This window comes from Bradyrhizobium sp. AUGA SZCCT0177, from assembly GCF_018130125.1.
Classification (GTDB): Bacteria; Pseudomonadota; Alphaproteobacteria; order Rhizobiales; family Xanthobacteraceae; genus Bradyrhizobium.
Genome location: NZ_JAFCMA010000002.1, coordinates 88,367 through 110,441 on the forward strand (window position 1 = coordinate 88,367; position 22,075 = coordinate 110,441).

The window sequence follows — 22,075 nt, forward strand, 5'->3', positions numbered from 1 at the left end:
GTTACCGACCGCGGATCAGAACGACAGCGACGAGACGACCCTGACCTTCTGGGCCGGATCGAGCTTCTGCACGCCGAGCGCCACAACCTTGGCGCCTTCAGGCACGCCGCCGGTGATGACGACGGAATTGCTCTCGTAGGACTTCACGACGACCGGCTTCAGCGTCACGGCGCCGGCATCGTCAACGATGTAGAGCGAGGGATTGCCGCCCTGGCTGTACAGCGCCGACAGCGGCAGCTTCGCGACGTTCTCGGTGGCGGGATCGGACAGCGTCAACGTTGCGGTCATGCCGAGCGACACGCTGTCGCCGGCGCCGGGCAGCGAGAACTTTGCCAGATAGGTGCGCGTTGCCGGATCCGCCGTCGGCGCGATCTCGCGCAGTTTTGCGACGTATTTCTTGTTGGCGTCCGACCACAGCGTGACGGAGGCGGCGCCATCCTTCGCGCGGCCGACAAGTGTCTCCGGGATCGCGACCACGGCTTCCTTTTCGGCAAAGCGCGCGACGCGGACCGCGGTCTGGCCGGAGGCGACCACCTGGCCGGCGTCGATGAGGGTCGCAGTGACGACGCCGCGGGTATCTGCGATCAGCGTCGCATAAGAGAGCGAGTTCTTGGTCAGTTCGACCGAACGTTCGGCACGATAGAAGCGGGCGCGGGCCTCATCGGCGGCGGCGCGGCTCTGATCCATTTGCGCGTCCGTGGTCCAGCCCTTGGCGCGGAGATCCTTGGCGCGCTGCTCGGACGCCGAGGCCTGCGCCAGCACGCCGGTCGCGGCGCGGTATTCCGCTTCGGACTGCTCGGCCTGCAGCTTCAGATCGACTTCATCGAGGGTGGCGAGCGGCTGGCCGACATCAACGGTCTGGCCGACTTCCACGAGGCGCTTTGCGACCTTGCCCGGAACCCGAAAACCCATGTCGGTCTCGATCCGGGGCCTGATGGTGCCAACAAAACTGCGTTCCGGCGTTTCCGCCTCATAATGCACGGTGGCGACCAGAACCGGACGCCCCGGAGCGGCTTTTTCGGCCGCCTTTTCATTGCAGCCGGTCAACGCGAACACCGCCAACGCCAGCATTGCGCCGGTCAAGAGCCTGTAATAGCTGGAAAAAATGGATCGGGCGAACATCGAATTCTCCATCGGCTATATGCTGATGAAGATTATTGAGTGTTCACTGACGAATGTCAATATTCGTCAGTGAACACCAATTCGTGAGTTAACGGGAATTAAGGAGACCAAATCTCCCCGTCGCCCGGCCTTGAGCCGGGGCCCATAGCCACCGATGGTCGTTTTGCGAAAGCCGTGACAGCGTGCCCCTTACAATGGCCGCGGCGTATGGGCCCCGGCTCAAGGCCGGGGCGACGAAATAGATGTAGCCCGGATGAAGCGCAGCGAAATCCGGGCTACGGACTTACTTCGCCCCGCCGAACTCGGTCTTGGTGTCGTGGCCGCCGAGAAACACCAGCAGCCCCGCCGCAAGCGGCAGCAGCGACAGCACCAGCAAGCCGGTCGATGTGCTGCCGGTGGCTTCCTTGACCCAGCCGACCAGATACGGCCCGCCAAAACCCGCGAGGTTGCCGATCGAATTGATCAGCGCGATCGCGCCGGCTGCGGCCGTGCCCGACAGCCACGCCGTCGGCAACGTCCAGAACACCGCGAAGGTACAGAACACGCCGATCGCAGCGATCGTCAGCAGCACCATCGTCGTGACGGGATCGGTGATGTAGCTGGAGGCGCCGAGCGCGACGGCGGTGAGCAGCAGCGGCCCACCGACATGGGCGACGCGTTCGCGCGTGGCGTCGGAGTGCCGCGCCCACAGGGTCATCGCGATGGTGCCGAACAGGAACGGGATCGCGGTGACGAAACCGGTCTGCGCATTGCTGAGGCCGAATGCTTTCACGATCTGCGGCAGCCAGAACTGCATGCCGTAGAGCGCACCGACGAAACCGAAATAGACGATGCTCAGCATGATCACCTTCGGCGATGACAGCGCCTGCCCGAGCGTCAGGTGCTTTGCCGCCTGCTTGGTCGCGATCTCCGCCTGCAGCTTTGCCGCCAGCCACGCCTTCTGTTCCGATGTGAGCCAATCCGCCTTCTCAGGTTTATCGGTGAGATAGAACCAGGTGACGATGCCGAGCAGCACGGAGGGAATACCCTCGAGAATGAACAGCCACTGCCAACCCTTCAGCCCCATCATGCCGTCGAGCCCGAGCAGCAGACCCGAGATCGGCGCGCCGATCACGGTCGAGACGGGAACGGCGATCGCAAACGCGGCGAGGAACCGCGCGCGATATTCCGCCGGATACCAATAGGTCAGATAGAAAATGATGCCGGGAAAGAAGCCGGCTTCGGCGACGCCAAGCAGAAACCGGAGCACGTAAAAACTCAGTTCGCCACTCACCAGCGCCATCGCCGCCGAGATGATGCCCCAGGTCACCATGATGCGCGCGATCCAGCGGCTGGCGCCGAATTTTTCCAGCGCGAGGTTACTCGGCACCTCGAAAATGAAATAACCGATGAAGAAGATGCCGGCGCCCCAGGCGAAGATCAGCGGCGTGAATTTCAGTTCCGCGTTCATGGTGAGCGCGGCGAAGCCGAGATTGACGCGGTCGAGATAGGAAAAGAAATAGGCCAGGATCAGGAATGGAATGAGGCGCCATGAAATCGTGCGGATGGTCGAGGTTTCGATGTCGCTCCTGGCGCCGCCGGCGGCGGCTGACGTGGTGGCAAGGCTCATAAGTTTGTTCCCGGGTCGTTTGTTGCTGTTGCCGGGGTTTTGAGCATTGGCAAAACGGTGTCAATCCGATTTGCGGGAGCAGCGCATCCGCAATCGGATGGGGGCAATGCGCGGGACGCAATGGCTGCGCTTCACTCCGCCAGTTGAAACCGCTCGAAGCGATGCAGCTCTTCCTCGATGCGGCGCTTGAGCTCCTTGCGCGGAGCCTTCGCGGCGCCTTTGCCGACCCAGTTCCATTTCTGCATCAGCAATTTCTTTTCCTTGCGGTCGGTCTTCAGATCGATCGCGGCAACGATGTCTTCGCCGACCAGCACCGGCAGCGCGAAATAGCCGAACAGGCGCTTTTCCCGGGGTACATAGGCCTCGAAACGATGGCCGTAATCGAAGAACAATTCGGTGCGCTTGCGCTGGATGATCAGGGGATCGAACGGCGAGAGGACGTGCACGAGGCCGCCATCGTGCTCGCCTGCGGGTTGCTCCAGCGTCTCTGCCCGCGCCCAATGCTCCTGCTTGCCCGCGCCTTCGAGGGCGATCGCCACCATCTCCTTGCGGCGGACGCGCGCCTCGATCAGGCGGCGGACCGCGGCCTTGCTCGGCGCATCGAGATGGCAGATCGAATCGAGGCTGACGAGTCCCTGCGCGCGCAAGGCGCGGTCGAGCAGATAGGTGGTCGTCTCGAGGTTCGATGCCGGCTTCGGCGGCTTGTCCCAGCCGAAATGCCGCGTCATCAGCTCATATGTCTTCAGCATGCCGGTGCGTTCGGAAATGGTGACCGCGCCGGTATAGAACGCCAGTTGCAGCGCGCGCTTCGACGGCTTGCGGCTCGCCCACAGATGCTCCTTCTCGGTCAGCACGTCATCCTCGATGTCGCGTATGGTCAGCGCGCCGTCGCGCTTGAGCAGCCGCATCACCTTGCGGGTGTCGGCGGGGCTGACGGTCGCGAACCATTTATGGCCCTCGCGCTTGTGCAGCTTCATGCCCGGTACGAAGAAGCGAAAATCCTTCGACGGCACATAGGCCAGCGCATGGGTCCAGTATTCGAACACGCTCTTGTCGACGCTCTGGGCCTGCCGCAGGTCCGCGCGCCGATAGTTGGGAATGCGGCTGAAGAGAATGTGGTGGTGGCAGCGCTCGATCACGTTGATGGTGTCGATCTGCACATAGCCGAGATGCTCCACCGCGGCGGCAGTGGCCCCCGGCCCCTCGCCGAACGGGTCAGGCGTATCGAGCCGCTGGGCACGCAGCCAGATTCGCCGGGCCTCGGCCTTGCTCAGGGGGTGGGGCTTTGTCGCGCGGGGCATCGCCCGGCAATGTAATCGGATTCGCTCATCGGAGGAGTCCTGGATTTGGGAGCGAAATCAGCGTTTCGGCCGTTGAGTAACGCTGCCGGTAGCGATATCCGCCTCGCAGGACGCCTTGCCATGGTCCGGGGCGCGGCATTTGTAGACGCTGCCGGTCAGGCGATCGACCAGCCACGCGCTCTCTTCGGTCGGACCGTCGAAGGCGGTATAGCGGGTGCCGAGCGCGTTGATGAACGTCGACAGCAGGATCGCCGCCGCGATCATCGCCGCGCCGATCAAGGTCGGCATTGAACTTGCCGAGCCCGTGAGCTCCGGTGGAACGTTACGATAATTTTGATACTCGCGTTGACGCTTTACCGACTGAAACACCCGCCCGCCTGCTCTTGCTTGCCCAAACCTTTTCTTGGATTTTCTTTTGGGATTTTCTCGTGGAGAATGGTGCTAGGTGCCCATCATGCCGATTTGTTGTTCGCAGATCGGCGCTGACGCGACGGCAATGAGACCAGCAAACAGCAAAGAAGAAGCCGGGAAGCGGCGCGGGTTCGCTGATACCTGCAACACGAGGCAATTGCGCTTTGGATCATCGCGGGCGGCTGGCAAGCGCCCTTTACAGAAGTCGGAGGGAACACAGTGATCTAGATCACACAGAGTAACAGGGTGGACCCAAATCAACGGAAGCCAGCCGCTTTGAACGTGACCTAGATCACATTGGTCGATTTGAACCTGTCTTATCTTCGCAGCATCAAACCGCCAACCAGCCATGGCAGGCGTAACAGTGAGGAAGACGACAATGACCCGCTTTAATGGATTTTCCATCCTGACAATCGGCGCCGCGCTGTCGATGACGGCGGGCGTGGCGTTTGCCGGTGAGACCGTCTCGGCAGACAAGATCCTGAACGCGCTGAAGCCGACGTCGGCGACCCGCAGCCTTTCGATGGGCCCGCAGGCCAATACCGCCGCGCAGGCCAAGGAAGCCAACTTCGTCGATACGCTGCGCAACCGCAAAACCCGCTCGCTCTCGATCGGCGAGCGCCAGGAAATTGCGGAGCTCGCCGCGACCAAGCCGAAGATCGATCTCGAAATCCGCTTCGACTACAACTCGGCCGACATCAGCAAGAGTTCGATGTCGGCGGTGCAGGAACTCGGCAAGGCGCTTTCGGACGCCAGCCTGAAGGGGTCGACCTTCGTGGTTGCCGGTCACACCGATGCGGTCGGCAGCGACGGATACAACCAGGACCTCTCCGAGCGCCGCGCCGATACGATCAAGAAGTTTCTCACCGAGCAATACGGCCTCAACGCCTCCGACCTCGTGACCGTCGGCTACGGCGAGACCCGGCCGAAGGATCCGAACGCACCGATGGACCCGGTCAACCGCCGCGTTCAGGTCGTCAACATGGATACCAAAACCGCGTCGAAGTAAGCTCGCGCGCTTCGATCCGCCTGCCGGAAACGGCAGGCGGATTTTGCGCGCTTGAATGCGGACCAAATCCATCGTCGTCCCGGCGAAGGCCGGGACCCATAACCACCGGCCCATGAAGAGGGCAAGACGTCAGCCATCCCCCGTAACAATTATCGCCGCGGAGTATGGGTCCCGGCCTTCGCCGGGACGACTCGTTGAGAGAATCACGCCGTCCTATATCCAGTTCTGGAAAATCATCAGGCGGTTGAACGTCGCCATCGATGTTTCCACGAACGCGGCCGAGATCGGCAGCATTACAACGAAGCCCGCAAACCCTACCGCGACAAAGGCCCATAGCAGCCAGCGTGGCGTGTTGCCGCGGCGGAGCGCATAGACCAGCACGAAACTCGCGGTGGTCGCGGCCGGCAGATAATAGTAGATGAAGCCGAGCGTTCGCGGCAGCAACGCCCATGCGAGATACGGGCCGACATAAAACGCCAGCACCAGAAACGCATCCGCCCGCCGCGTCACGATCCAGTCGCGCAGGCAAACCAACAGCGCGATCAACGCCGGCCACAGGATCAGGGGATTGCCGAGAAAGACCACCGCCGAGATCCTGTCGTCGCCGACCTTGTCGAACAGATACCAGACCGGGCGCACCAGGAACGGCCAGGACGGCCACGAACTCATATAGGTGTGGCCCGCGATCGCGGTCGTGGTGTTGTCGCTGAAAATCCGCCGTTGCGCCTCGATGATGTCAGGGACCGACAGGCCGTAGAGCGGGACGAAGGTCGAGAGATAGGCCAGCGCCGGGATCAGCAGGAAGCAGGCCGCGAAATGCCAGGCCTTGAAACCGGGCCACAGGTCGGGCCGGTACCAGTCATCGGCATTGCCGTCGGCAAATTGCGTACGCCAGCTTTGCAACAGGCGAATCACCGCCACGATGACGACGCAGACCACGAGCACGAACAGCCCGCTCCATTTGCAGCCGATCGCAAAACCGCAACACAGCCCGGTCAGCGCGAACCACAGATGCGGCCGCTGCTGCCGGAAGCCGTGCATGAACGCGGCAATGGCGAACAGGCTGAAAGTCAGCGCGAAAATATCCAGCATCGCGATCCGCGATTGCACGAACAGCATCTGATTGAAAAAGGCGAGCAGGCTCGCGGCGATGGCCGGCCCCTGCGCCGCGAACAATGCGAGGCCGCACAGATACACCGCGACAATGGCGAGCGCGCCTGCCAGCACCGCCGGATAACGCCAGCCCAGCGGCACGTCGCCGAAGGTGTGGATTGACAGCGCGATGAACTGCTTGGCCAGCGGCGGATGCATCGGGTTGAGCATCGGCTGCGGCATCACGGGCAGAAGCATCTGCCGCGCCGCCGGCACGTAATGCACTTCGTCAAAGTAGAATTTTTCGGGCGTGGTGATGCCGATCAGCATCGCGAAATGCGCGAAAAAAAACAGGGTACCCGCGATGATGGCGGTGCGCGCAATTGTCTGATCGGGAATAGAAGTTGGTGATTCTGGCACTGTCTTCACGAACTAAATGAAATTGCGGCAGAATTGAGTGTGGGCGGTACAGATTTTTATGTCCATCGCATTGAACGCGATTCGAATCCGACGCCACTAACCGACGGGCTAGTAAGGCGCCGCTTGTGATAATTCTGCCACATCGCTTGCGCGCGCGATCCGGTACGATGTCGGGATAATCGATCGGCTTTGAAATGAAATCGCGTAACTACTCTGTTTTTCTTTTTGTGCTTGGCGCAATCGCGGTGCTGGCGGCAAGTCCGCTTTCAGCACAAACGCGCGTCGGCGAAGCCGCCGTCGTCAAGAACCAGGTTCTCCGTGTTGCCGGATCGGCAACCAGCCAGCTCAATGTCGGCGACGGATTGCTGCGCGACGAAATCGTGCGCACCGGCCTCGACAGCGCCGCGCGGCTGGTGATGTCCGACAGCACCAACCTTTCGCTCGGGCCGAGCGCGTCGCTCAAGCTCGACCGCACCGTGTTCGACGACGAGACCCATTATCGCGACGTCGCGATCCGCCTGACCTCCGGCGCGTTCCGCTTCGTCACCGGCAATTCGGAAAAAGCCGCCTACAAGATCACGACGCCGCTTGCGACCATCGGCGTCCGCGGCACCACGCTCGACATCCTGTCGCAGCGCGGCCAGACCGTCGTCAACTTAAGGGAAGGCCAGGCCTCGGTCTGCACCGTCAGCTTCGAATGCGTCCAGCTCACCAGTCCCGGCGATACCGCTGTCATCACCCTGAGCGGCGGCAAGACCACCATCAAGAAGACCAACAACCCGCCATGGACCTTCGCCAAGACCTGCAGCGCCGCGGCGGGGCTTTGCAGCGCGACGCAATATGCCAACGCCTCGCCGACGGTGACGCCGCCGGTCGATGACGGCAGCGATCCCACCGGCATGCTGTGCGGACGCTGACATGGCAAACCGCATCAAGGGCTTCATCGTATCGGCCGCGCTGACCGCGGGGGTTTTGTTTTGGCTGGCGCCGATGCAGGTATCGCCCGCGTCGGCGCAGTCTCTCGACGATTGCACAGAGTGCACCAATCCGAATCCGAACCCGTCCGGCTCTCCCTCGCCGACGCCGACGTATTCACCATCACCAGCACCAACCCCCACATATTCACCGACACCAACGCCCTCGCCATCACCGACCCCCATTGCGTCGCCAACGCCGACACCAACGCCGAGTCCGGGCCCAACCGGCGCGGATTCCAGCGCGGGATCGATCAACGATCTGGCCAAGCAGCGCTTCAACCAGATGATCACCAACCGCGTGCTCGGCACCGTGCTGCTCGGCATCAACGAGCAGGTCAATTGCGGCGATTGCGTCAGCGCCTTCGGTTCGGCAGGGTCGTTCTCGGCCGGCATTCACGGCCGCAAGAACCTGACCGCCAATCTGTCGCTGCTGGCGGGCATCGCCTACACCCATTACAGCGAAGGCGGCTACAGCGTCACGGCGGCCCCGATCGGCGCGTTCGCGCTGCGTTACGATTTCGCCGACTGGGGATCGTCACGGCCGTTCTTCGACATCGGCGCCATCCTGACGCCCTATGAGAAGATACGCTATCGCCGCACCTACGCCACCAGCCTCGGCGCGGTATCGCTGGACAGCCACACCACCGGCGACAATTACGGCGTCTATGGCCGCGCAGGCTGGATCAGCCGGCTGTCGCCGCGCGACGAGGTCGCCGCCTCCGTCGAGGTCTGGCAATTGTGGCAGCGCGTGAAGGGCTATGCCGATCCCGCCGCCGCGTTCAATCCGTTCGACGCCTCGATCGCCGGCGGCACCGACAAGACCAATCTGGTCAAGATCGGCGGACAGTGGACGCATCTGTTCGGCAACAATGTCGAGGCCAATATCAATGGCGGGTTCGTCCAATCGTTCGGCACGCAGTCCGGCATCGTCGCCACCGTGACCGGCAACGGCACCGTGGTGCCGACGATCGGCAACCAGGGCTGGTTCGAATATGGCGGCCGCCTCGGCTTCCGGATCAGCAAGGGCTGGGTCGCCGACCTCTTCGTCAACGGCACCGCCGGCCCGCAGCCGGTCGGCAACACCCTGCATGGCGGCGTCGGCTTGCGGATCACGTATTAGCGAAGAATGTAGGGTGGGCAAAGCGCAAGCGTGCCCACCGTTTTTACAACAGCGACCCGATGGTGGGCACGGCGCGAAGCGCGCCTTTGCCCACCCTGCTTTGCTCAAGCCGCCGACTTGCCTTCATAGGCGCGCCTGAGGCCTTCGATATCGAGCTTGACCATGCCGAGCATGGCCTGCATCGTCCGCTTCGCGCCTGCCGCGTCGGAACCGCCGATGTATTTCATCAACGCGGTCGGCACGATCTGCCACGACACGCCGAAGCGATCCTTCAGCCAGCCGCATTGTTCGATCGAGCCGCCATTGGCCGACAATACGTCCCACAGCCGGTCGACCTCGGCCTGGTCCTTGCAATCGATCTTGAACGAAACCGCATGGGTGTGTTCGAAGCGCGTACCGCCGTTGAGCGCCATGAAGCGCTGGCCGGCCAGCGTGAACTCCACCACCAGCACGGTGCCGGCCTTGCCGGCCGGGCCATCGACCAGGTTCTTCTGTATCGTCTCGATCCGCGAATCCGGCAGCAGCGAAACGTAGAATTTCGCGGCCTCCTCGGCCTCGCCGTCGAACCACAGGCAGGGTGAGATCTTGGACATGTTGTTTGCTCCGTGATTCCTGAGATCAGGCGTTGGCCGCAGCCGGTTGCGCCGCATTCGCGGCCGCGACGTCCATCCACATCACTTCCCAGATATGGCCATCGGGATCCTCAAAGCTGCGGCCGTACATGAAGCCGTAATCCTGCTTCGGGCAGGGATCGACGCCGCCGCCCGCCTTCTGCGCCTTGCCGACGACATCGTCGACTTCCGCCCGGCTGTCGGCCGAGACGCAGATCAGAACCTCGCAGGAAGTTTTGGCGTCCGCGATCTTCTTCGGCGAGAACTGCATGAACTTTTCATGGGTCAGCAGCATCGCGTGGATGGTGTCGGAAAACACCATGCAGGACGCGGTGCCGTCGCTGAACTGCTCGTTCATCACGGCGCCGATCGCCTGGTAGAACGCGGTGGCGCGGGCAAGATCGGTGACCGGCAGGTTGACGAAGATCATTTTGGCCATGAATGGGCTCCTTTCGAGGGGTTCGGATAGAGGACGAATGAGCCGGCATCGATCCGACATCGGTTTTGGAGATTTTTTCGGTCCGATTTTCCGTGTCATGACGGGGCTTTGCCAGGACTTCGACAAACTAACTTCGGCAAGCCGATACTGAAATGCCCGGCACGAGGCCGGGCATGACAACTTTAACCGTCATCGCGAGGGGCGACGAGAAGCTACGATTTCTTCTCCGCGGGGTCCCGGTGCACGGGATCGACCCACAGCACGGTCTCCGGCTTTTCGATCGGCTCGATGTCGAGGTTGATCGCGACAGCTTCGCCGTCGCTGCGCACCAGCACGCATTCCAGCACCTCGTCGCGGCTGGCGTTGATCTCCTGGTGCGGCACATAGGGCGGCACAAAGATGAAATCGCCGGGCCCGGCTTCGGCGGTGAACTGCAGCTGCTCGCCCCAGCGCATCCGCGCCTTGCCCTTCACGACATAGATGATGCTTTCGAGATGGCCGTGATGATGCGCGCCGGTCTTGGCGTCGGGGCGGATCGTCACGGTGCCCGCCCATAATTTCTGCGCGCCGACGCGGGCGAAATTGATCGCGGCCTTGCGGTCCATGCCCGCGGTCGACGGCACGTTGGGATCGAGCTGATTGCCGGGAATGACACGGACGCCATCATGCTTCCAGCGCTCGGCGTCGTGGCTGTGCGAGTGATCGCCGTGAGAATGATCGTGCGAATGATCATGTGGATGGTCGTGAGAACCTGACATCGCGCTGCTTTCCGTAAAATCGTTCGATGGCCAAGCGTACATAAAAACGTGAACAGAAACCAGCGTTTAGAGTGAACCGCTGGCGCATTGGTGCGTTGCTCTATCGAAGTACAAACATCAGAAGGAATGTTCCATGGGTAGCACGGCAGACAAGGTTAAAGGCGCCACCAACGAAGCGATCGGCAAGGCCAAGCAGGGCATCGGCGAAGCCACCGGTTCCGAGCAACTGCAGGGCGAAGGCGTGATCCAGGAAGTCAAAGGCAAGGGCCAGAAGGCGATGGGCGACGCCAAGGAAGCCACCAAGGAAGCCATCGACAAGGCCGCCGCGGCGGCGAACAAGAACCTCTGATCGCGCTGATTGCGTGAAACTGAAAGACCGGTCCTTTGGGACCGGTCTTTTTTTGTTTGCGCCATGGTCCGCAGCAAGCGAGAAGCGGCGGTTACTTCACCGCCAGCAATTCGACATCGAACATCAGCGTCGCGTTGGGCGGAATGACGCCGCCGGCACCGCGCGCGCCGTAGCCCAGCGCAGGCGGAATGATCAGCGTGCGCTTGCCGCCGACCTTCATCGAGGCGACGCCCTCGTCCCAACCCTTGATGACGCGGCCCTGGCCGATCGGAAAATCGAACGGCTCGTTGCGGTCGACCGAAGAGTCGAACTTCTTGCCCTTCTGGCCATTTTCATAGAGCCAGCCGGTGTAGTGCATGACGCAGGTCTGGCCGGGTTTCGGCGAAGCGCCGGTACCGACCGTGCTGTCGATGATCTGCAAGCCTGAAGCTGTGGTCATGGGTTTTCCTGCGGTCTGGGCCGATGCCGGGGCCGGAACAAGGGTTGAAGTAGCCGCCGCCGCCACGGCGGCAAACGCGCTCTGAATGATCGTGCGTCTGGAAGATCGCATCTCGTTGCCTTTCTCGATAAGTCGGAGCGTGTCTAGCGCACCGGAGCTGGTGTTGTCACCCCGTCGGCGCAGCCAAATACGCACGGAATCGGCGCGCCCCCGGCGTGGTCAATCGGCATCCTTTTTCACTTCTTTATCCCGATGCCGCTCGATCTCTTCGGGCTCCTGCTCGTCGAGGTGAGTAAGCTCCGACCTTGCATCGCGATCCACGCGCAAGAGCTCATCGAGCTTGGCATGAAGTGCCAGATTATCGCGCCGGTTGGTGCGCTGGATGAACAGCGTCATCATGAAAACCGCCAGTGTGCCGACGGCCTCCCAACCGAAGCTATCCCTGGCAAAGGCGAACCACAGCGCACCGTAGGCTATGACCCCAAGGAAGGCGGCGGGGTGTCCCGCCGCTTGCCCGACGTGGGTTGTCCAATGCTGCTCGGGTACCTTCGCCATCGCTCCTGCTATTTCATCTTGACGCTGGGCTCCCGGCCCCAAACCCGCAACTGACCCAGCTTGCCGACAAAGCCTGCCACGTCCCTTGGCGAAGCCAGCGAAATGAAGCCTTCGTCGATATCGGCCTCGGCGATCCCGGCTTTCCCAAACAGCGGCGCTGCCGCTTCCACGTGACCGATGAACTTGCAATGGGCGAACGCGTCGGCGACGAAATCGCGCGCCGTGGATTCCTGCAGCAGATCGTCCATTGCCGCAGCCGCCGGCAGCAGCGCAACCGCGTCGTACAATACCGAGGGACCGCCATCGATCATCTGATCGGCCTCGATCCAGCTGCCGTCGCCGGCCTTGGCTCCTCCGACTTTCGGGGCGATGATTTCGAACGTGGCGCCTTCCTTGGTGAGCGCCTTCTGCAGCGCTTTCAGCAACGCCGCATCGGTGCCGTCGGTGACGAGAATACCGAGCTTGCGGCCCTCGAACCGTTGCGGCCCGTTTTCGACGATGCTCAGTTTTGGGGACGGATCGAGGTCCTGCCGCGTCGGCATTGCCGCAGCGGCCGGCTTGGGCATCGCTTTCAGCCCGAGCCCTGTGCCGACCCTGCCCGCCAGCGTCTCGTCGATGTTGAGCAAATGCGACACCATTCGCTCGCGAATGGCTGATGTTTTCACCTTGCTGAGTTCGAAGGTCAGCGCCGCCGCGATATGATGTTGCTCGCCGCGGGTTTGGCTGATCAAGAACTGCCGCGCCTGGCTGTAGTGATCGGCAAAGCTCTCCGCGCGCAGGCGGCGTTTGGCGCCCTGCTCCACGTCCGCAAATGGCACGAAGCCGCGCTGCGCCGACTCGCGCGGTCCTTCGCCGAACGAGTTGGGCTGATAGTTGACGCGACCGACCGGGTTGCGCATCGCCATATGACCATCCTGCTGGAAATGAGCGAACGGACATTTCGGCGCGTTGATCGGAATATGGGTAAAGTTCGGGCCACCCAGCCGCTTCAACTGGGTGTCGAGATAAGAAAAATTGCGCCCCTGCAGCAGCGGATCGTTGGAGAAGTCGATGCCGGGCGGCACGTTTTGGGTCATGAACGCGACCTGTTCGGTCTCGGCAAAGAAATTATCCGGCATCCGGTCCAGCACCAGACGGCCGACCGGGATCGGCGGCAGCATTTCTTCCGGAATGATCTTGGTGGGATCGAGCACATCGAACTCGAAACGGTCCGCGAAGGCCTGATCGAACAGCTGAAACTGCAGTTCCCATTCCGGAAAATTGCCGGTCTGTATGGCCGTCCAAAGGTCGCGGCGATGGAAATCCGGGTCGGCGCCATTGATCTTCACGGCCTCGTTCCACAACACCGACTGCAGGCCGAGCTTGGGCTTCCAGTGAAATTTGACGAACGTCGACTCGTTCTTCGCGTTGACGAGACGGAATGTATGCACGCCGAACCCTTCCATGAAGCGGAACGAGCGCGGGATGGCGCGGTCCGACATCACCCACATGATCATGTGCATGCTTTCGGGGGTCAGGCTGATGAAATCCCAGAAATTGTCGTGGGCGGATTGAGCCTGGGGAAACGCACAGTCCGGCTCTTCCTTCACCGCATGAACGAGGTCCGGAAACTTGATCGCGTCCTGGATGAAGAACACCGGAATGTTGTTGCCGACGATGTCCCAGTTGCCTTCCTGCGTATAAAGCTTGACGGCAAACCCGCGCACATCGCGCGCCAGATCGAACGAGCCCTTTGCGCCCGCCACCGTCGAGAACCGCACAAAGGCCGGCGTTCGCTCGCCGGCGCGCTGAAACAGGTCGGCACGGGTGTATTTCGAAAGCGGCTTGTAGTTCTCGAAGAAGCCGTGTGCGCCGTAGCCGCGGGCATGAACCACCCGCTCCGGAATGCGCTCATGGTCGAAGTGGAATATCTTTTCGCGGAAATGGAAATCTTCGAGAAGGGTTGGTCCGCGGGGGCCGATCTTGAGCGAGTTCTGATCGTCCGACACCGGGCCGCCCTGGGCGGTGGTCAGCACCGGCACATCAGCTGTCGCAACCTGATGCAGCTCGCCGCCCTCGCCGCGACTGAGTTTCTGATCGTGAATCGTTACCGACCGGGCGGATATTGCTTTATCGTTGACGGCGGACTTTGAAGATTTGGCCATGAATTTTCCTAGTTAGAAACAATGGCACCAAGCGTCGGTCCATCGAAATGTCGAGGAAGGCAAAAATCCCCCGCGACCGCGGGGGATTTTCGGTTCTGGTTTCAACTGCCTATCGCAGCAGCAGGATCAGGATGATCAGCGGAATCGGAATTCCGACGAGCCAAAGAAGAATGGGCATGGGACTTTCCTTTCATGTTGCAAAATTAGCGGTGAGCCGCGCGTCGCCATGTACCGTCGCGAAGGGCACCGCCTTCGGTCGCAGCAAGGCTGGCGCAGAACGCTCCGATCAAAAGGGAAGCCACGAGCCAGAACGCCAGTTGCGCGGTGGCCTTGCGGGCGGCATCAGCATCTGCCTTGATCTGCGTGACGACATCGTTGACGCGCTTTTCGGCATCGGCCTGGCTCAGGCCCGTTCGCGCAGCAACGACCTTGGCGACGTAAGTTCTGTCAACCGGCTTCAACTCGCCACCGTTGCGAAAACCTGACGTGAACATGCGGGTCATTTCAGCGCGCGGATCCTGCGCATTGCCAGCGCTGGCGGACGCCGGGGAGTCTGCGCGCAGCAGCGCGTCGACGTAACCGTCCATCGGGCCGGACTGACTGGCCGCTGATGTCGCCGCCTGACTTACGCCGGACGCCGCCCCACCGATCAAGCTGCTTGCCGGCGATGCCAGAAGGATCGCGCCGAGCACGGAAGCGAACGCCCAGGCAATAAAGCCATGCGCAGTGTCACGAAAATAGACCTCATCGGTGTGAACGCCGGTCCATCGCGTCCGCAGGCGACCGGCGATATAGCCGCCGATCGAGGAAGCGAGCATCGCGATGACGATGAGATAAAGGCCCGTTCCGATCTTGAACGTCGTTGCTGACACACCAGACCCGCTCCAGGGCGACACGACGGAGAGACCCAGACCGATGCCGAACGCCAGCAATACCAGCGTGAGCGCGCAACTGACGACGGCGCCAGCAGTAACCGCGGGCCACGAAACGCCGGAGACGGACGGCTCGGCCGCATCGACTCCCGGTTGAATAACGACTGCATCCATAATAGCGCGCTCCCAGCTGACGGCAGATATTTCAAGTGCCGCATTGTTGTTCAGATGCCGCACCAATGTGCTGTGAGAACTTTGGTTCCGGAGCATTGCCTTCTTCTTGCCGAAAGGCATCGGAAGCACCGACTGAACACGAAAACGCGCACACCCTCGGTTTTTTCCGAGGGCGCTGATCGCTAATGTCTGTGTGACGATGGATCGGCCTAGCCTACCGCGCGATCCGCGGCATCCTTGGCTTTCTTGCCTGTCTTCTTCACGGACTCTTCGCCGGCCTTTTCAGCTTCGGCGCGCCGCTCGCACCTGTCTCGGATTTCCTCAAGCTCGTCGTCGGTGAGATGCTCGATTCCGACAAAGGAATTCTGCGCGGTGCTGACGCGAATGAGTTCGTCCAGCTTGACCTGAATGGCTGCGCTGTCGCGGTTCTGGGAGTTCTGGATCAAGAACACCATCAGGAAGGTGACGATCGTCGTGCCTGTATTGATGACGAGCTGCCATGTGTCTGAATATTGAAACAACGGCCCCGTGATCGCCCAGACCAGAACGACTCCGGTCGCGACCATGAACGCGGAGGCGCGGCCAGCCGCCAGCGACGTCTTGTTCGCGAGATCACCGAAGAAGCGACTGAAACCGCCGTGGTGCTCTACGGATCTGTTTTCCTGCGGATTGGCGTTTTGGCCGGCCATCGACGAAATCTGCCTTCAATGCCTGACCGCCCAGCGCAACGCGCCGGGCGGCACGATAGTTTCAGCTCGCGGCTTTGCGGTTGACGCCCTTGCGGAGCGCGACCGTGTTCAGCTTGGTGTTGGCGGCCTTTTCCTCGTTCAGGTTCGTCGTCAGGAACCGGACGATATCGTCGTGGCCAAGTTCTTCCGCCCATGCGATTAGCGTGCCATAGCGGGCAATCTCGTAATGCTCGACCGCCTGTGCGTTCGCCACGATCGCGGCGTCCAGCACCGACTTGTCTTCGATCTCGCTTGCGGTTGCATTGGCTTCCTTGATCAGGCCGTCGATCGCCGGGCAGTCGGTGCCGGAAGGTTGTTTGCCCAGTTTCTTGAATACCTGATCAAGCCGCTCGATCTGCTTGTTGGTCTCCTCGAGATGCAGCTTGAGGCCCTGCGCCAGATCGCGGTTGGTCGCCTGGTCGATCATCTTCGGCAGCGCCTTGGTGATCTGTTGCTCGGCGTAATAGACGTCCTGCAAGCCGTGCAGCAACAGGTCGTCCATGGTTTTGATGTCTTTTGAAAACAGTCCCATTTAGATCTCCTGAGCTCAAATTTGGAATCGATGCGCGTTAAACTTTGCTGGATGCGCAATGTTCCTACCTGATGTTCATTGAGATGGCGTCGGAATCTCGGGGCTAGTTTCCGGCTCGCAGGTCGCGAAACTTGAAGGCGAGAACGCTGGCCGAGAGTGCGGCTCCGACGCTGTTAGCAGCGACGATAACCCAGTCGCCTTTCAGCAAGCCGTAACCGATCCAGCACACCAAACCTGACGTCAGAACGACGAGCATGGTCAACGACAGATCATCGGTCGATCCGCGCGGCCACGCCTTCCGCACCTGCGCAATTTGAAGTAAGAGCGGCGGCGCAGGCTCCGATCCAGGGAGCGAAGTCCTGGATCATTTCGACAGCGCCATAAGGTGATTAAGCTGCATCCGGAGCCTCACTGCGGAATTGTCCGTCGCGGGCTCCGGACGCTCGCTACCTAGCGATTCATGAATAGTGCAAGAAGCAAAATGATCGGAAGCGGAATTCCGATTAACCAGAGAAGCGCGCCTTTTCCGAAACCCATGTCAGCCTCCATGTATTGATGACTGCATGGACAACGCGTGGCGCTGAGCCAGGTTCCAATAGTGCAACCGGTCAACCGATCGATCCGCCATCCCGGTCCAGCGCGAAATCGCGCAGCAAGGGCGAACTCGCGCCGGCAATCAGATCGCCGATCATGTGAGCGGCGAGATAACTGAACGTGATCCCGTTGCCGCCATAGCCGTAAGCCGCAAAGACGCCCTTGTGTCCCGGCACCGGTCCGATCAGCGGCAGCCCGTCGCGCGTAGTGTCGAACGTGCCGGACCAGCGGAATTCGGTTTCGGTGTTCGCGATCGGCCATAGCGCCACGAGCTTTTGTGCGAGAATCCTGGACTTCTCGGGGATCAGGCGGTCGCGCGCCTCCGGCTCGATCACATCCTCGCTGTCCTCGCCGCCGATGATGATCCGCCCTGCCCGCGTCGTGCGCGCATAATGATAATCCTTGCTGTTCTCCCAGATCAACGCGGCGTCTTTCCAGATGTTCTGCGGCTGCGGCGTGGTCGCGATCGCCCAGCTCGATGACACCGCATGCACCGTCGAATTGACGATATCGGGCATCGTATAGCCGGTCGCGAGTATCACCGAACGCGCCTCGATCTCGCGGCCATTGGCCATGGCGACGCCAACTGAGCGGCCGGCGGAGTCGAACGCCACGGCATCGCCTTCAAACGAGCGGGCGCCCCGCGCAACTGACGCCTTGAGAAGCCCGCGCGCCAGTTGCATCGGATCGGCATCGGCCGCGCCCTTTGATACGATCGCCCCTGCGCGCGCGATTCCAAAAGTATCGAGCAGCCTGGCATGGTCGAGATATTCGCCGGGCAGACCGGCGCGTTGGCGCAGGCGATGCTCTTCGATCAACTCGCCGCCGGTGTCACCGGCCGCCAAATAAAGCGAATCCCTGTCATGCAGATCGCAGGCGATGCCGAGCTGTGCTACCAGCGATTTCAGGCCGGTGACCGCGTTCAGGCTGGCGCGATAGGCGCGCGAGGCGCGCTCGAAACCATAAGCCTCGGTCAGCTCCGTCAGCGAGCGGTCGATTTCCCACAGCAGCATCGAGGTGCTGGCCGCGGTACTGCCGCGACCCGGCAACTCGCGATCGACGATCACGACGTCGAGGCCCTGGCGCGTCAGGCGCTCGGCGACCAGCGATCCGGTGATCCCCGCGCCGACGATCAGCGCATCGCATTTGAGATTCTCGCTGACCTCACGGCGCCCCGGATGTCCGGCCGCCGCAAACCACGGCGATTGTCCGCCGTGCAGATCGGCTTGTTCGGTGTCGTCGGTATCGAGAACGCTGATCACGGACCTCAGTGGGCTGACGCAGGAGACAAACCGGCGCACGTCCGCGCCCATCGCTTAACGAAAGCGATGGGAACTGGTTCCGAGTCGATGAGGTGAGAGGCAGCAGGCGGGCAGCAAACCTGCCCGATCGCTTGGCGCGTTGCTTCTGATTGCATCAGAAGCAACGCTCTAAACTTTATTTTGACGCGTTTTCTTCACGCGAACCGGTATCCACTTCGCTGAAAAACGCTCCTTAGTATCCCAGCGCGCAACCATCCTTGCGGGGATCGGAACCGCCGGCCAGCGTGCCCTTGTCCCAGTCGATCCAGATCGCCTGGCCGCCGCCGAGCGGGCCGACCACGCTCGTGGTCTTGTGCCCGATCTTCTTCAGGCCCTCGACGATGTCAGCCGGGACGCTGTCCTCGAGCTGGTAGACGCCCTCGTAGTGCAGGCCGCGCGGCATATCGATCGCTTCCTGCACGTCGCAACCATAGTCGAGCATGTTGGTCAGCACATGGCTCTGGCCCACCGGCTGATACTGCCCGCCCATCACGCCGAACGGCATCACCGCGCGGCCGTTCCTGGTTACGAGGCTCGGGATGATCGTGTGCAGCGGCCGCTTGCCCGGCGCGATGCAATTGGGATGGCCGGGCTGGATCCGGAAACCACCGGCGCGGTTCTGCAGCAGCACGCCGGTGTTGTTGGAAACGATCGCCGAGCCGAACGAATGCGCGATCGAGTTGATGAACGAGCAGACGTTGCGGTCCTTGTCGACCACGGTGATGTAGACGGTGGACGGATTCATCGGCGGCGCGACGTTGGGCAGGTCGAGCAGCCCGTCCATCCGGATCTTGCTGATGTGCTCCTCGGCGAATTCCTTGGCGAGAATGCCGGCGACATCGACGTGAACCTGCGCGGGGTCGCCGATATACTGCTCGCGCATCATGTAGGCGATGCGTGCGGCCTCGGCCTCGAGGTGAAAACGCTCGACGCTCAGCGCGGGATATTTCGTCAGGTCGAAGCGCGAGAGGATGTTGAGCATCACCAGCATGGTGATGCCCGGGCCGTTCGGCGGGCACTGCCAGACGTCGTGGCCTTTATAGATCGTGCCGATCGGCGAAGTCGTCTCGGTAGAGTGGGCTGCGAAATCCTCCAGCGTGTGCAGGCCGCCGATGCCGCGCAGGGTATCGACCATGTCGGCGGCGATCTCGCCGGTATAGAACGCGTCGCGGCCATTCTTGGCGACCGCGCGCAGCGTCTTGCCGAGTTCCGGCTGATGGATCACATCGCCGGCGGAGGCGGGCTTGCCGTGCGGCAACAGATAGCGCGCGGTGTTGGTGCCGTTCTTGAGTTTCTCGAAACCGTTCTTCCAGTCGAACGCGATGCGCGGCGCGACGATGTAGCCTTCTTCGGCGGCCTTGATTGCCGGCTGCAGGAGGGTATCGAAGCCCATCTTGCCGTGATCGCGCAAAATCGTATCCCAGGCGTCGATGGCGCCGGGAATGCTGACGGCGTGGGCCGAGGTCAGCGGCACCGAGTTGATCTTGCGCTCGAGATACCATTCGGCGTTTGCCGCCATCGGCGCGCGGCCGGAGCCATTATAGGCGACAATCTTGCCTTCGCCCTTGGGCTGGATCAGCGCAAAGCAATCGCCGCCGATGCCGGTCGATTGCGGCTCGATGACGCCGAGCAGCGCGCAGGCCGCGACCGCGGCATCCGCGGCGGTGCCGCCCGCGCGCATCACGTCGACCGCCACCAGTGCCGCGGCGGGATGCGAGGTCGCCACCATCGCGTTTTGGGCATGGACCGTGGAGCGGCCGGCGAAATGGAAATTCCTCATCAGGAAAGCTTTCTTTTCAGCGTTTTCTTTGGCCACGCCGGGGTCAGGCGCGGGCTAACCGCGGGTTCTTTGCATATTCATCCCGGGCAGGGCAATGGCTGGTATGCCAGAGATTTGGCCCCGAGGGCAGGCCGGCAAACGCAGGGGCTGGCGGCTGATTTTGCAGGGTTTCCCCCTCCCTGCCCGCCTGATAAACGGTCGCCATGCCCCTCAAGGTCGCCGCCTTCTACCAATTCGCCGCGCTGCCGGATTTCCGGGAGCTGCGCGAGCCCCTGCGCGCATTCTGCGCGGGCCTCGGGCTGAAGGGCAGCGTGCTGCTGGCGCATGAGGGCATCAATGGCACGTTGGCTGGAGACGCCATAGCGATCGACGCCCTGGCCGAGGAGTTGCAAGCAGGCACCCTGTTCGGCGGCCGGCTCGACAACCTCGAACTCAAATTCTCGCACGCCGCCGCGAAGCCGTTTGCGCGGCTGAAGATCCGGCTCAAGAAGGAAATCGTCACGCTCGGCGACGCGATTGCCGATCCGACCCGGCAGGTCGGCACCTATGTGGAGCCGGCCGACTGGAACGCACTGATATCAGCGCCGGACACGCTTGTGATCGACACCCGCAACGCCTTCGAGGTCGCGATGGGGACGTTCGAAGGCGCGCTCGATCCCGGCATCAGGAGTTTTGGGCAGTTCAAGGATTTTGCCGCACGGCAGCTGGATCCGGCCAAGCACCGCAAGATCGCGATGTTCTGCACCGGCGGAATTCGCTGCGAAAAGGCCAGCGCCTATTTGCTGGCGCATGGATTTAACGAAGTCTATCACCTCAAAGGCGGCATTCTTCGTTATTTGGAAGGCGTGCCGAAAGAACAAAGCCGCTGGCGCGGCGAATGCTTCGTGTTCGACGAACGGGTCGCGCTCGGCCACGGCCTGGAGGAGCGGCAACCCAATGGTGGCTCCCATGAGTGACACCAACGCGCTCGGCGAGCGCATCGACGCGCTGGAAATGCGGCTGACGTTTCAGGACGTAACCATCGAGACGCTGAACCAGACCATCACCGAACAGTGGAAGCAGATCGACGCGCTCACGCGCCAGCTCGCAGAGCTGAAGGAGCGGCTGCAGGACGCCGAAAGCAGCGTCACCGGTCCGGTCAACGAACGGCCGCCGCATTACTGAAGGCACAAAGAGAAACGGCCTCCGCGCAGGAGGCCGCTTCAAACTCAACGCGGACTAATAGCGCTCGCGCTCGATGATGACCTTGCGGTCAGGATCGTAATCGCGCTTACGCTTGATCACGACGGTCTCGTCGCGATCACGGTACTCACGCTCGCGGATCACCTCACGGTCGCGATAGCGGTCACGGTCGACGCGGCCGACGGTGACGCCAGCGCCTCCCGGTCCAACGCCGACGCCGACGCCCACATCCTGCGCACTCACCGGCTGAACGAAGGAAATTCCGGCTACCGCGACGGCAGCCATGACAAGATGCTTGATCATCGCATGTTCCTCTCTGTGAATTTATCTCTGTGAGTTATCTGGGAGCAATTCGCGGTGATATGAATTGTTCCGGCGCCATCACGCGCGAACCAATTGCGCTACGCACGCATGCCAAACCAGATCGCGAGCGCGATCATCATGGCCACGATCGTGGCCCAGACCACAGGCGTGACTTTCTTAGAACTGCCGCTACGCGGCGAGTTGTTGGCGGCATGGTTGAACTCAGTCTTCATCACATCACCTGCCAATAAGT

General features: G+C 61.8%; 26 protein-coding genes. 6 read left to right on the forward strand and 20 right to left on the reverse strand.

Annotated features, from left to right (window positions below; all coding sequences use genetic code 11):
* Positions 1–15 precede the first annotated feature (15 nt).
* The 5 genes from JQ597_RS02660 to JQ597_RS02680 form a co-directional block, all read right to left on the reverse strand.
* On the reverse strand, positions 16–1,122 hold the full coding sequence (locus JQ597_RS02660; RefSeq protein ID WP_212262643.1) for an efflux RND transporter periplasmic adaptor subunit: 1,107 nt from the start codon (positions 1,120–1,122) through the stop codon (positions 16–18).
* 283 nt (positions 1,123–1,405) lie between these two features.
* Positions 1,406–2,731, reverse strand: a complete 1,326-nt coding sequence (locus JQ597_RS02665; protein ID WP_212262645.1) for an MFS transporter — start codon at positions 2,729–2,731, stop codon at positions 1,406–1,408.
* Positions 2,732–2,862: 131 nt separating this feature from the next.
* Entirely contained in the window at positions 2,863–4,032 is a 1,170-nt protein-coding gene (locus tag JQ597_RS02670; RefSeq protein WP_212262647.1) for a winged helix-turn-helix domain-containing protein, read from the reverse strand.
* A gap of 57 nt (positions 4,033–4,089) precedes the next feature.
* Complete coding sequence (locus JQ597_RS02675; protein ID WP_212262649.1) at positions 4,090–4,320, reverse strand: hypothetical protein; 231 nt, start codon at positions 4,318–4,320, stop codon at positions 4,090–4,092.
* Positions 4,321–4,473: 153 nt separating this feature from the next.
* The gene (locus tag JQ597_RS02680) at positions 4,474–4,848 is read right to left on the reverse strand and encodes a hypothetical protein (RefSeq protein WP_212262651.1); all 375 of its coding nucleotides are present in this window, start codon (positions 4,846–4,848) and stop codon (positions 4,474–4,476) included.
* On the opposite strand from JQ597_RS02680, the gene JQ597_RS02685 reads away from it, so the two are divergent.
* Positions 4,823–5,452 (forward strand): OmpA family protein, encoded by a 630-nt coding sequence (locus JQ597_RS02685; RefSeq protein ID WP_212262653.1) that lies wholly within the window; start codon positions 4,823–4,825, stop codon positions 5,450–5,452. The two genes, JQ597_RS02680 and JQ597_RS02685, sit on opposite strands and share 26 nt — an antisense overlap.
* 213 nt (positions 5,453–5,665) lie before the next feature.
* Here JQ597_RS02685 and JQ597_RS02690 read toward each other — a convergent pair whose 3' ends face one another.
* Positions 5,666–6,874, reverse strand: a complete 1,209-nt coding sequence (locus JQ597_RS02690; protein WP_212262967.1) for a phospholipid carrier-dependent glycosyltransferase — start codon at positions 6,872–6,874, stop codon at positions 5,666–5,668.
* Between the two features lie 284 nt (positions 6,875–7,158).
* On the opposite strand from JQ597_RS02690, the gene JQ597_RS02695 reads away from it, so the two are divergent.
* Together JQ597_RS02695 and JQ597_RS02700 are read left to right on the forward strand one after the other, a co-directional pair.
* Entirely contained in the window at positions 7,159–7,881 is a 723-nt protein-coding gene (locus JQ597_RS02695; RefSeq protein ID WP_212262655.1) for a FecR family protein, read from the forward strand.
* Between the two features lies 1 nt (position 7,882).
* Positions 7,883–9,061, forward strand: a complete 1,179-nt coding sequence (locus JQ597_RS02700; RefSeq protein ID WP_212262657.1) for a hypothetical protein — start codon at positions 7,883–7,885, stop codon at positions 9,059–9,061.
* 104 nt (positions 9,062–9,165) lie between these two features.
* On the opposite strand, the gene JQ597_RS02705 is transcribed toward JQ597_RS02700, so the two are convergent.
* The 3 genes from JQ597_RS02705 to JQ597_RS02715 form a co-directional block, all read right to left on the reverse strand.
* Positions 9,166–9,654, reverse strand: a complete 489-nt coding sequence (locus JQ597_RS02705) for a VOC family protein (protein WP_212262659.1) — start codon at positions 9,652–9,654, stop codon at positions 9,166–9,168.
* Positions 9,655–9,679: 25 nt separating this feature from the next.
* Complete coding sequence (locus JQ597_RS02710; RefSeq protein ID WP_212262661.1) at positions 9,680–10,111, reverse strand: VOC family protein; 432 nt, start codon at positions 10,109–10,111, stop codon at positions 9,680–9,682.
* A 212-nt stretch (positions 10,112–10,323) separates the two neighbouring features.
* A complete protein-coding gene (locus JQ597_RS02715) occupies positions 10,324–10,869 on the reverse strand; it encodes a cupin domain-containing protein (protein WP_212262663.1) in 546 nt (181 codons plus the stop codon).
* Between the two features lie 133 nt (positions 10,870–11,002).
* Here JQ597_RS02715 and JQ597_RS02720 point away from each other — a divergent pair, with 133 nt between their 5' ends.
* On the forward strand, positions 11,003–11,218 hold the full coding sequence (locus tag JQ597_RS02720; RefSeq protein WP_212262665.1) for a CsbD family protein: 216 nt from the start codon (positions 11,003–11,005) through the stop codon (positions 11,216–11,218).
* Between the two features lie 91 nt (positions 11,219–11,309).
* On the opposite strand, the gene JQ597_RS02725 is transcribed toward JQ597_RS02720, so the two are convergent.
* The 9 genes from JQ597_RS02725 to ggt form a co-directional block, all read right to left on the reverse strand.
* Entirely contained in the window at positions 11,310–11,768 is a 459-nt protein-coding gene (locus JQ597_RS02725; RefSeq protein ID WP_212262667.1) for an FKBP-type peptidyl-prolyl cis-trans isomerase, read from the reverse strand.
* Positions 11,769–11,876: 108 nt separating this feature from the next.
* Positions 11,877–12,212, reverse strand: a complete 336-nt coding sequence (locus JQ597_RS02730) for a low affinity iron permease family protein (RefSeq protein WP_212262669.1) — start codon at positions 12,210–12,212, stop codon at positions 11,877–11,879.
* An 8-nt stretch (positions 12,213–12,220) separates the two neighbouring features.
* On the reverse strand, positions 12,221–14,356 hold the full coding sequence (gene katE / locus JQ597_RS02735; protein WP_212262671.1) for a catalase: 2,136 nt from the start codon (positions 14,354–14,356) through the stop codon (positions 12,221–12,223).
* Positions 14,357–14,559: 203 nt separating this feature from the next.
* The gene (locus JQ597_RS02740) at positions 14,560–15,402 is read right to left on the reverse strand and encodes a hypothetical protein (protein WP_212262673.1); all 843 of its coding nucleotides are present in this window, start codon (positions 15,400–15,402) and stop codon (positions 14,560–14,562) included.
* 209 nt (positions 15,403–15,611) lie between these two features.
* Positions 15,612–16,091: a low affinity iron permease family protein gene (locus tag JQ597_RS02745; protein WP_212262675.1), complete on the reverse strand. Its 480-nt coding sequence runs from the start codon at positions 16,089–16,091 to the stop codon at positions 15,612–15,614.
* Positions 16,092–16,152: 61 nt separating this feature from the next.
* Positions 16,153–16,662, reverse strand: a complete 510-nt coding sequence (locus JQ597_RS02750) for a YciE/YciF ferroxidase family protein (protein ID WP_212262677.1) — start codon at positions 16,660–16,662, stop codon at positions 16,153–16,155.
* A 103-nt stretch (positions 16,663–16,765) separates the two neighbouring features.
* Positions 16,766–16,918, reverse strand: a complete 153-nt coding sequence (locus JQ597_RS37465) for a SemiSWEET family transporter (RefSeq protein ID WP_249133498.1) — start codon at positions 16,916–16,918, stop codon at positions 16,766–16,768.
* Between the two features lie 352 nt (positions 16,919–17,270).
* Complete coding sequence (locus tag JQ597_RS02760) at positions 17,271–18,518, reverse strand: NAD(P)/FAD-dependent oxidoreductase (RefSeq protein ID WP_349628774.1); 1,248 nt, start codon at positions 18,516–18,518, stop codon at positions 17,271–17,273.
* Between the two features lie 232 nt (positions 18,519–18,750).
* Positions 18,751–20,337, reverse strand: a complete 1,587-nt coding sequence (gene ggt, locus JQ597_RS02765; RefSeq protein WP_212262680.1) for a gamma-glutamyltransferase — start codon at positions 20,335–20,337, stop codon at positions 18,751–18,753.
* 203 nt (positions 20,338–20,540) lie between these two features.
* On the opposite strand from ggt, the gene trhO reads away from it, so the two are divergent.
* Complete coding sequence (gene trhO, locus JQ597_RS02770) at positions 20,541–21,293, forward strand: oxygen-dependent tRNA uridine(34) hydroxylase TrhO (protein WP_212262682.1); 753 nt, start codon at positions 20,541–20,543, stop codon at positions 21,291–21,293.
* A complete protein-coding gene (locus tag JQ597_RS02775) occupies positions 21,286–21,501 on the forward strand; it encodes a SlyX family protein (RefSeq protein WP_212262684.1) in 216 nt (71 codons plus the stop codon). Before trhO ends, JQ597_RS02775 begins: the two co-directional genes overlap by 8 nt.
* A 54-nt stretch (positions 21,502–21,555) precedes the next feature.
* Here the strand turns inward: JQ597_RS02775 and JQ597_RS02780 are convergent, their stop codons facing one another.
* Both JQ597_RS02780 and JQ597_RS38020 read right to left on the reverse strand, forming a co-directional pair.
* The gene (locus tag JQ597_RS02780) at positions 21,556–21,822 is read right to left on the reverse strand and encodes a hypothetical protein (protein ID WP_192738391.1); all 267 of its coding nucleotides are present in this window, start codon (positions 21,820–21,822) and stop codon (positions 21,556–21,558) included.
* A 98-nt stretch (positions 21,823–21,920) separates the two neighbouring features.
* Positions 21,921–22,055, reverse strand: a complete 135-nt coding sequence (locus JQ597_RS38020) for a hypothetical protein (RefSeq protein ID WP_283813384.1) — start codon at positions 22,053–22,055, stop codon at positions 21,921–21,923.
* Positions 22,056–22,075 lie beyond the last annotated feature (20 nt).

What these genes read in the sequence shown, in the direction of transcription:
- JQ597_RS02660 (WP_212262643.1), bottom strand. Translation starts at nt 1,122, where the DNA reads ATGTTCGCCCGATCCATTTTTTCCAGCTATTACAGGCTCTTGACCGGC.
- JQ597_RS02665 (WP_212262645.1), bottom strand. Translation starts at nt 2,731, where the DNA reads ATGAGCCTTGCCACCACGTCAGCCGCCGCCGGCGGCGCCAGGAGCGAC.
- JQ597_RS02670 (WP_212262647.1), bottom strand. Translation starts at nt 4,032, where the DNA reads ATGCCCCGCGCGACAAAGCCCCACCCCCTGAGCAAGGCCGAGGCCCGG.
- JQ597_RS02675 (WP_212262649.1), bottom strand. Translation starts at nt 4,320, where the DNA reads ATGCCGACCTTGATCGGCGCGGCGATGATCGCGGCGGCGATCCTGCTG.
- JQ597_RS02685 (WP_212262653.1), top strand. Translation starts at nt 4,823, where the DNA reads ATGACCCGCTTTAATGGATTTTCCATCCTGACAATCGGCGCCGCGCTG.
- JQ597_RS02680 (WP_212262651.1), bottom strand. Translation starts at nt 4,848, where the DNA reads ATGGAAAATCCATTAAAGCGGGTCATTGTCGTCTTCCTCACTGTTACG.
- JQ597_RS02690 (WP_212262967.1), bottom strand. Translation starts at nt 6,874, where the DNA reads ATGCTGATCGGCATCACCACGCCCGAAAAATTCTACTTTGACGAAGTG.
- JQ597_RS02695 (WP_212262655.1), top strand. Translation starts at nt 7,159, where the DNA reads ATGAAATCGCGTAACTACTCTGTTTTTCTTTTTGTGCTTGGCGCAATC.
- JQ597_RS02700 (WP_212262657.1), top strand. Translation starts at nt 7,883, where the DNA reads ATGGCAAACCGCATCAAGGGCTTCATCGTATCGGCCGCGCTGACCGCG.
- JQ597_RS02705 (WP_212262659.1), bottom strand. Translation starts at nt 9,654, where the DNA reads ATGTCCAAGATCTCACCCTGCCTGTGGTTCGACGGCGAGGCCGAGGAG.
- JQ597_RS02710 (WP_212262661.1), bottom strand. Translation starts at nt 10,111, where the DNA reads ATGGCCAAAATGATCTTCGTCAACCTGCCGGTCACCGATCTTGCCCGC.
- JQ597_RS02715 (WP_212262663.1), bottom strand. Translation starts at nt 10,869, where the DNA reads ATGTCAGGTTCTCACGACCATCCACATGATCATTCGCACGATCATTCT.
- JQ597_RS02720 (WP_212262665.1), top strand. Translation starts at nt 11,003, where the DNA reads ATGGGTAGCACGGCAGACAAGGTTAAAGGCGCCACCAACGAAGCGATC.
- JQ597_RS02725 (WP_212262667.1), bottom strand. Translation starts at nt 11,768, where the DNA reads ATGCGATCTTCCAGACGCACGATCATTCAGAGCGCGTTTGCCGCCGTG.
- JQ597_RS02730 (WP_212262669.1), bottom strand. Translation starts at nt 12,212, where the DNA reads ATGGCGAAGGTACCCGAGCAGCATTGGACAACCCACGTCGGGCAAGCG.
- katE (WP_212262671.1), bottom strand. Translation starts at nt 14,356, where the DNA reads ATGGCCAAATCTTCAAAGTCCGCCGTCAACGATAAAGCAATATCCGCC.
- JQ597_RS02740 (WP_212262673.1), bottom strand. Translation starts at nt 15,402, where the DNA reads ATGGATGCAGTCGTTATTCAACCGGGAGTCGATGCGGCCGAGCCGTCC.
- JQ597_RS02745 (WP_212262675.1), bottom strand. Translation starts at nt 16,091, where the DNA reads ATGGCCGGCCAAAACGCCAATCCGCAGGAAAACAGATCCGTAGAGCAC.
- JQ597_RS02750 (WP_212262677.1), bottom strand. Translation starts at nt 16,662, where the DNA reads ATGGGACTGTTTTCAAAAGACATCAAAACCATGGACGACCTGTTGCTG.
- JQ597_RS37465 (WP_249133498.1), bottom strand. Translation starts at nt 16,918, where the DNA reads ATGCTCGTCGTTCTGACGTCAGGTTTGGTGTGCTGGATCGGTTACGGC.
- ggt (WP_212262680.1), bottom strand. Translation starts at nt 20,337, where the DNA reads ATGAGGAATTTCCATTTCGCCGGCCGCTCCACGGTCCATGCCCAAAAC.
- trhO (WP_212262682.1), top strand. Translation starts at nt 20,541, where the DNA reads ATGCCCCTCAAGGTCGCCGCCTTCTACCAATTCGCCGCGCTGCCGGAT.
- JQ597_RS02775 (WP_212262684.1), top strand. Translation starts at nt 21,286, where the DNA reads ATGAGTGACACCAACGCGCTCGGCGAGCGCATCGACGCGCTGGAAATG.
- JQ597_RS02780 (WP_192738391.1), bottom strand. Translation starts at nt 21,822, where the DNA reads ATGATCAAGCATCTTGTCATGGCTGCCGTCGCGGTAGCCGGAATTTCC.
- JQ597_RS38020 (WP_283813384.1), bottom strand. Translation starts at nt 22,055, where the DNA reads ATGAAGACTGAGTTCAACCATGCCGCCAACAACTCGCCGCGTAGCGGC.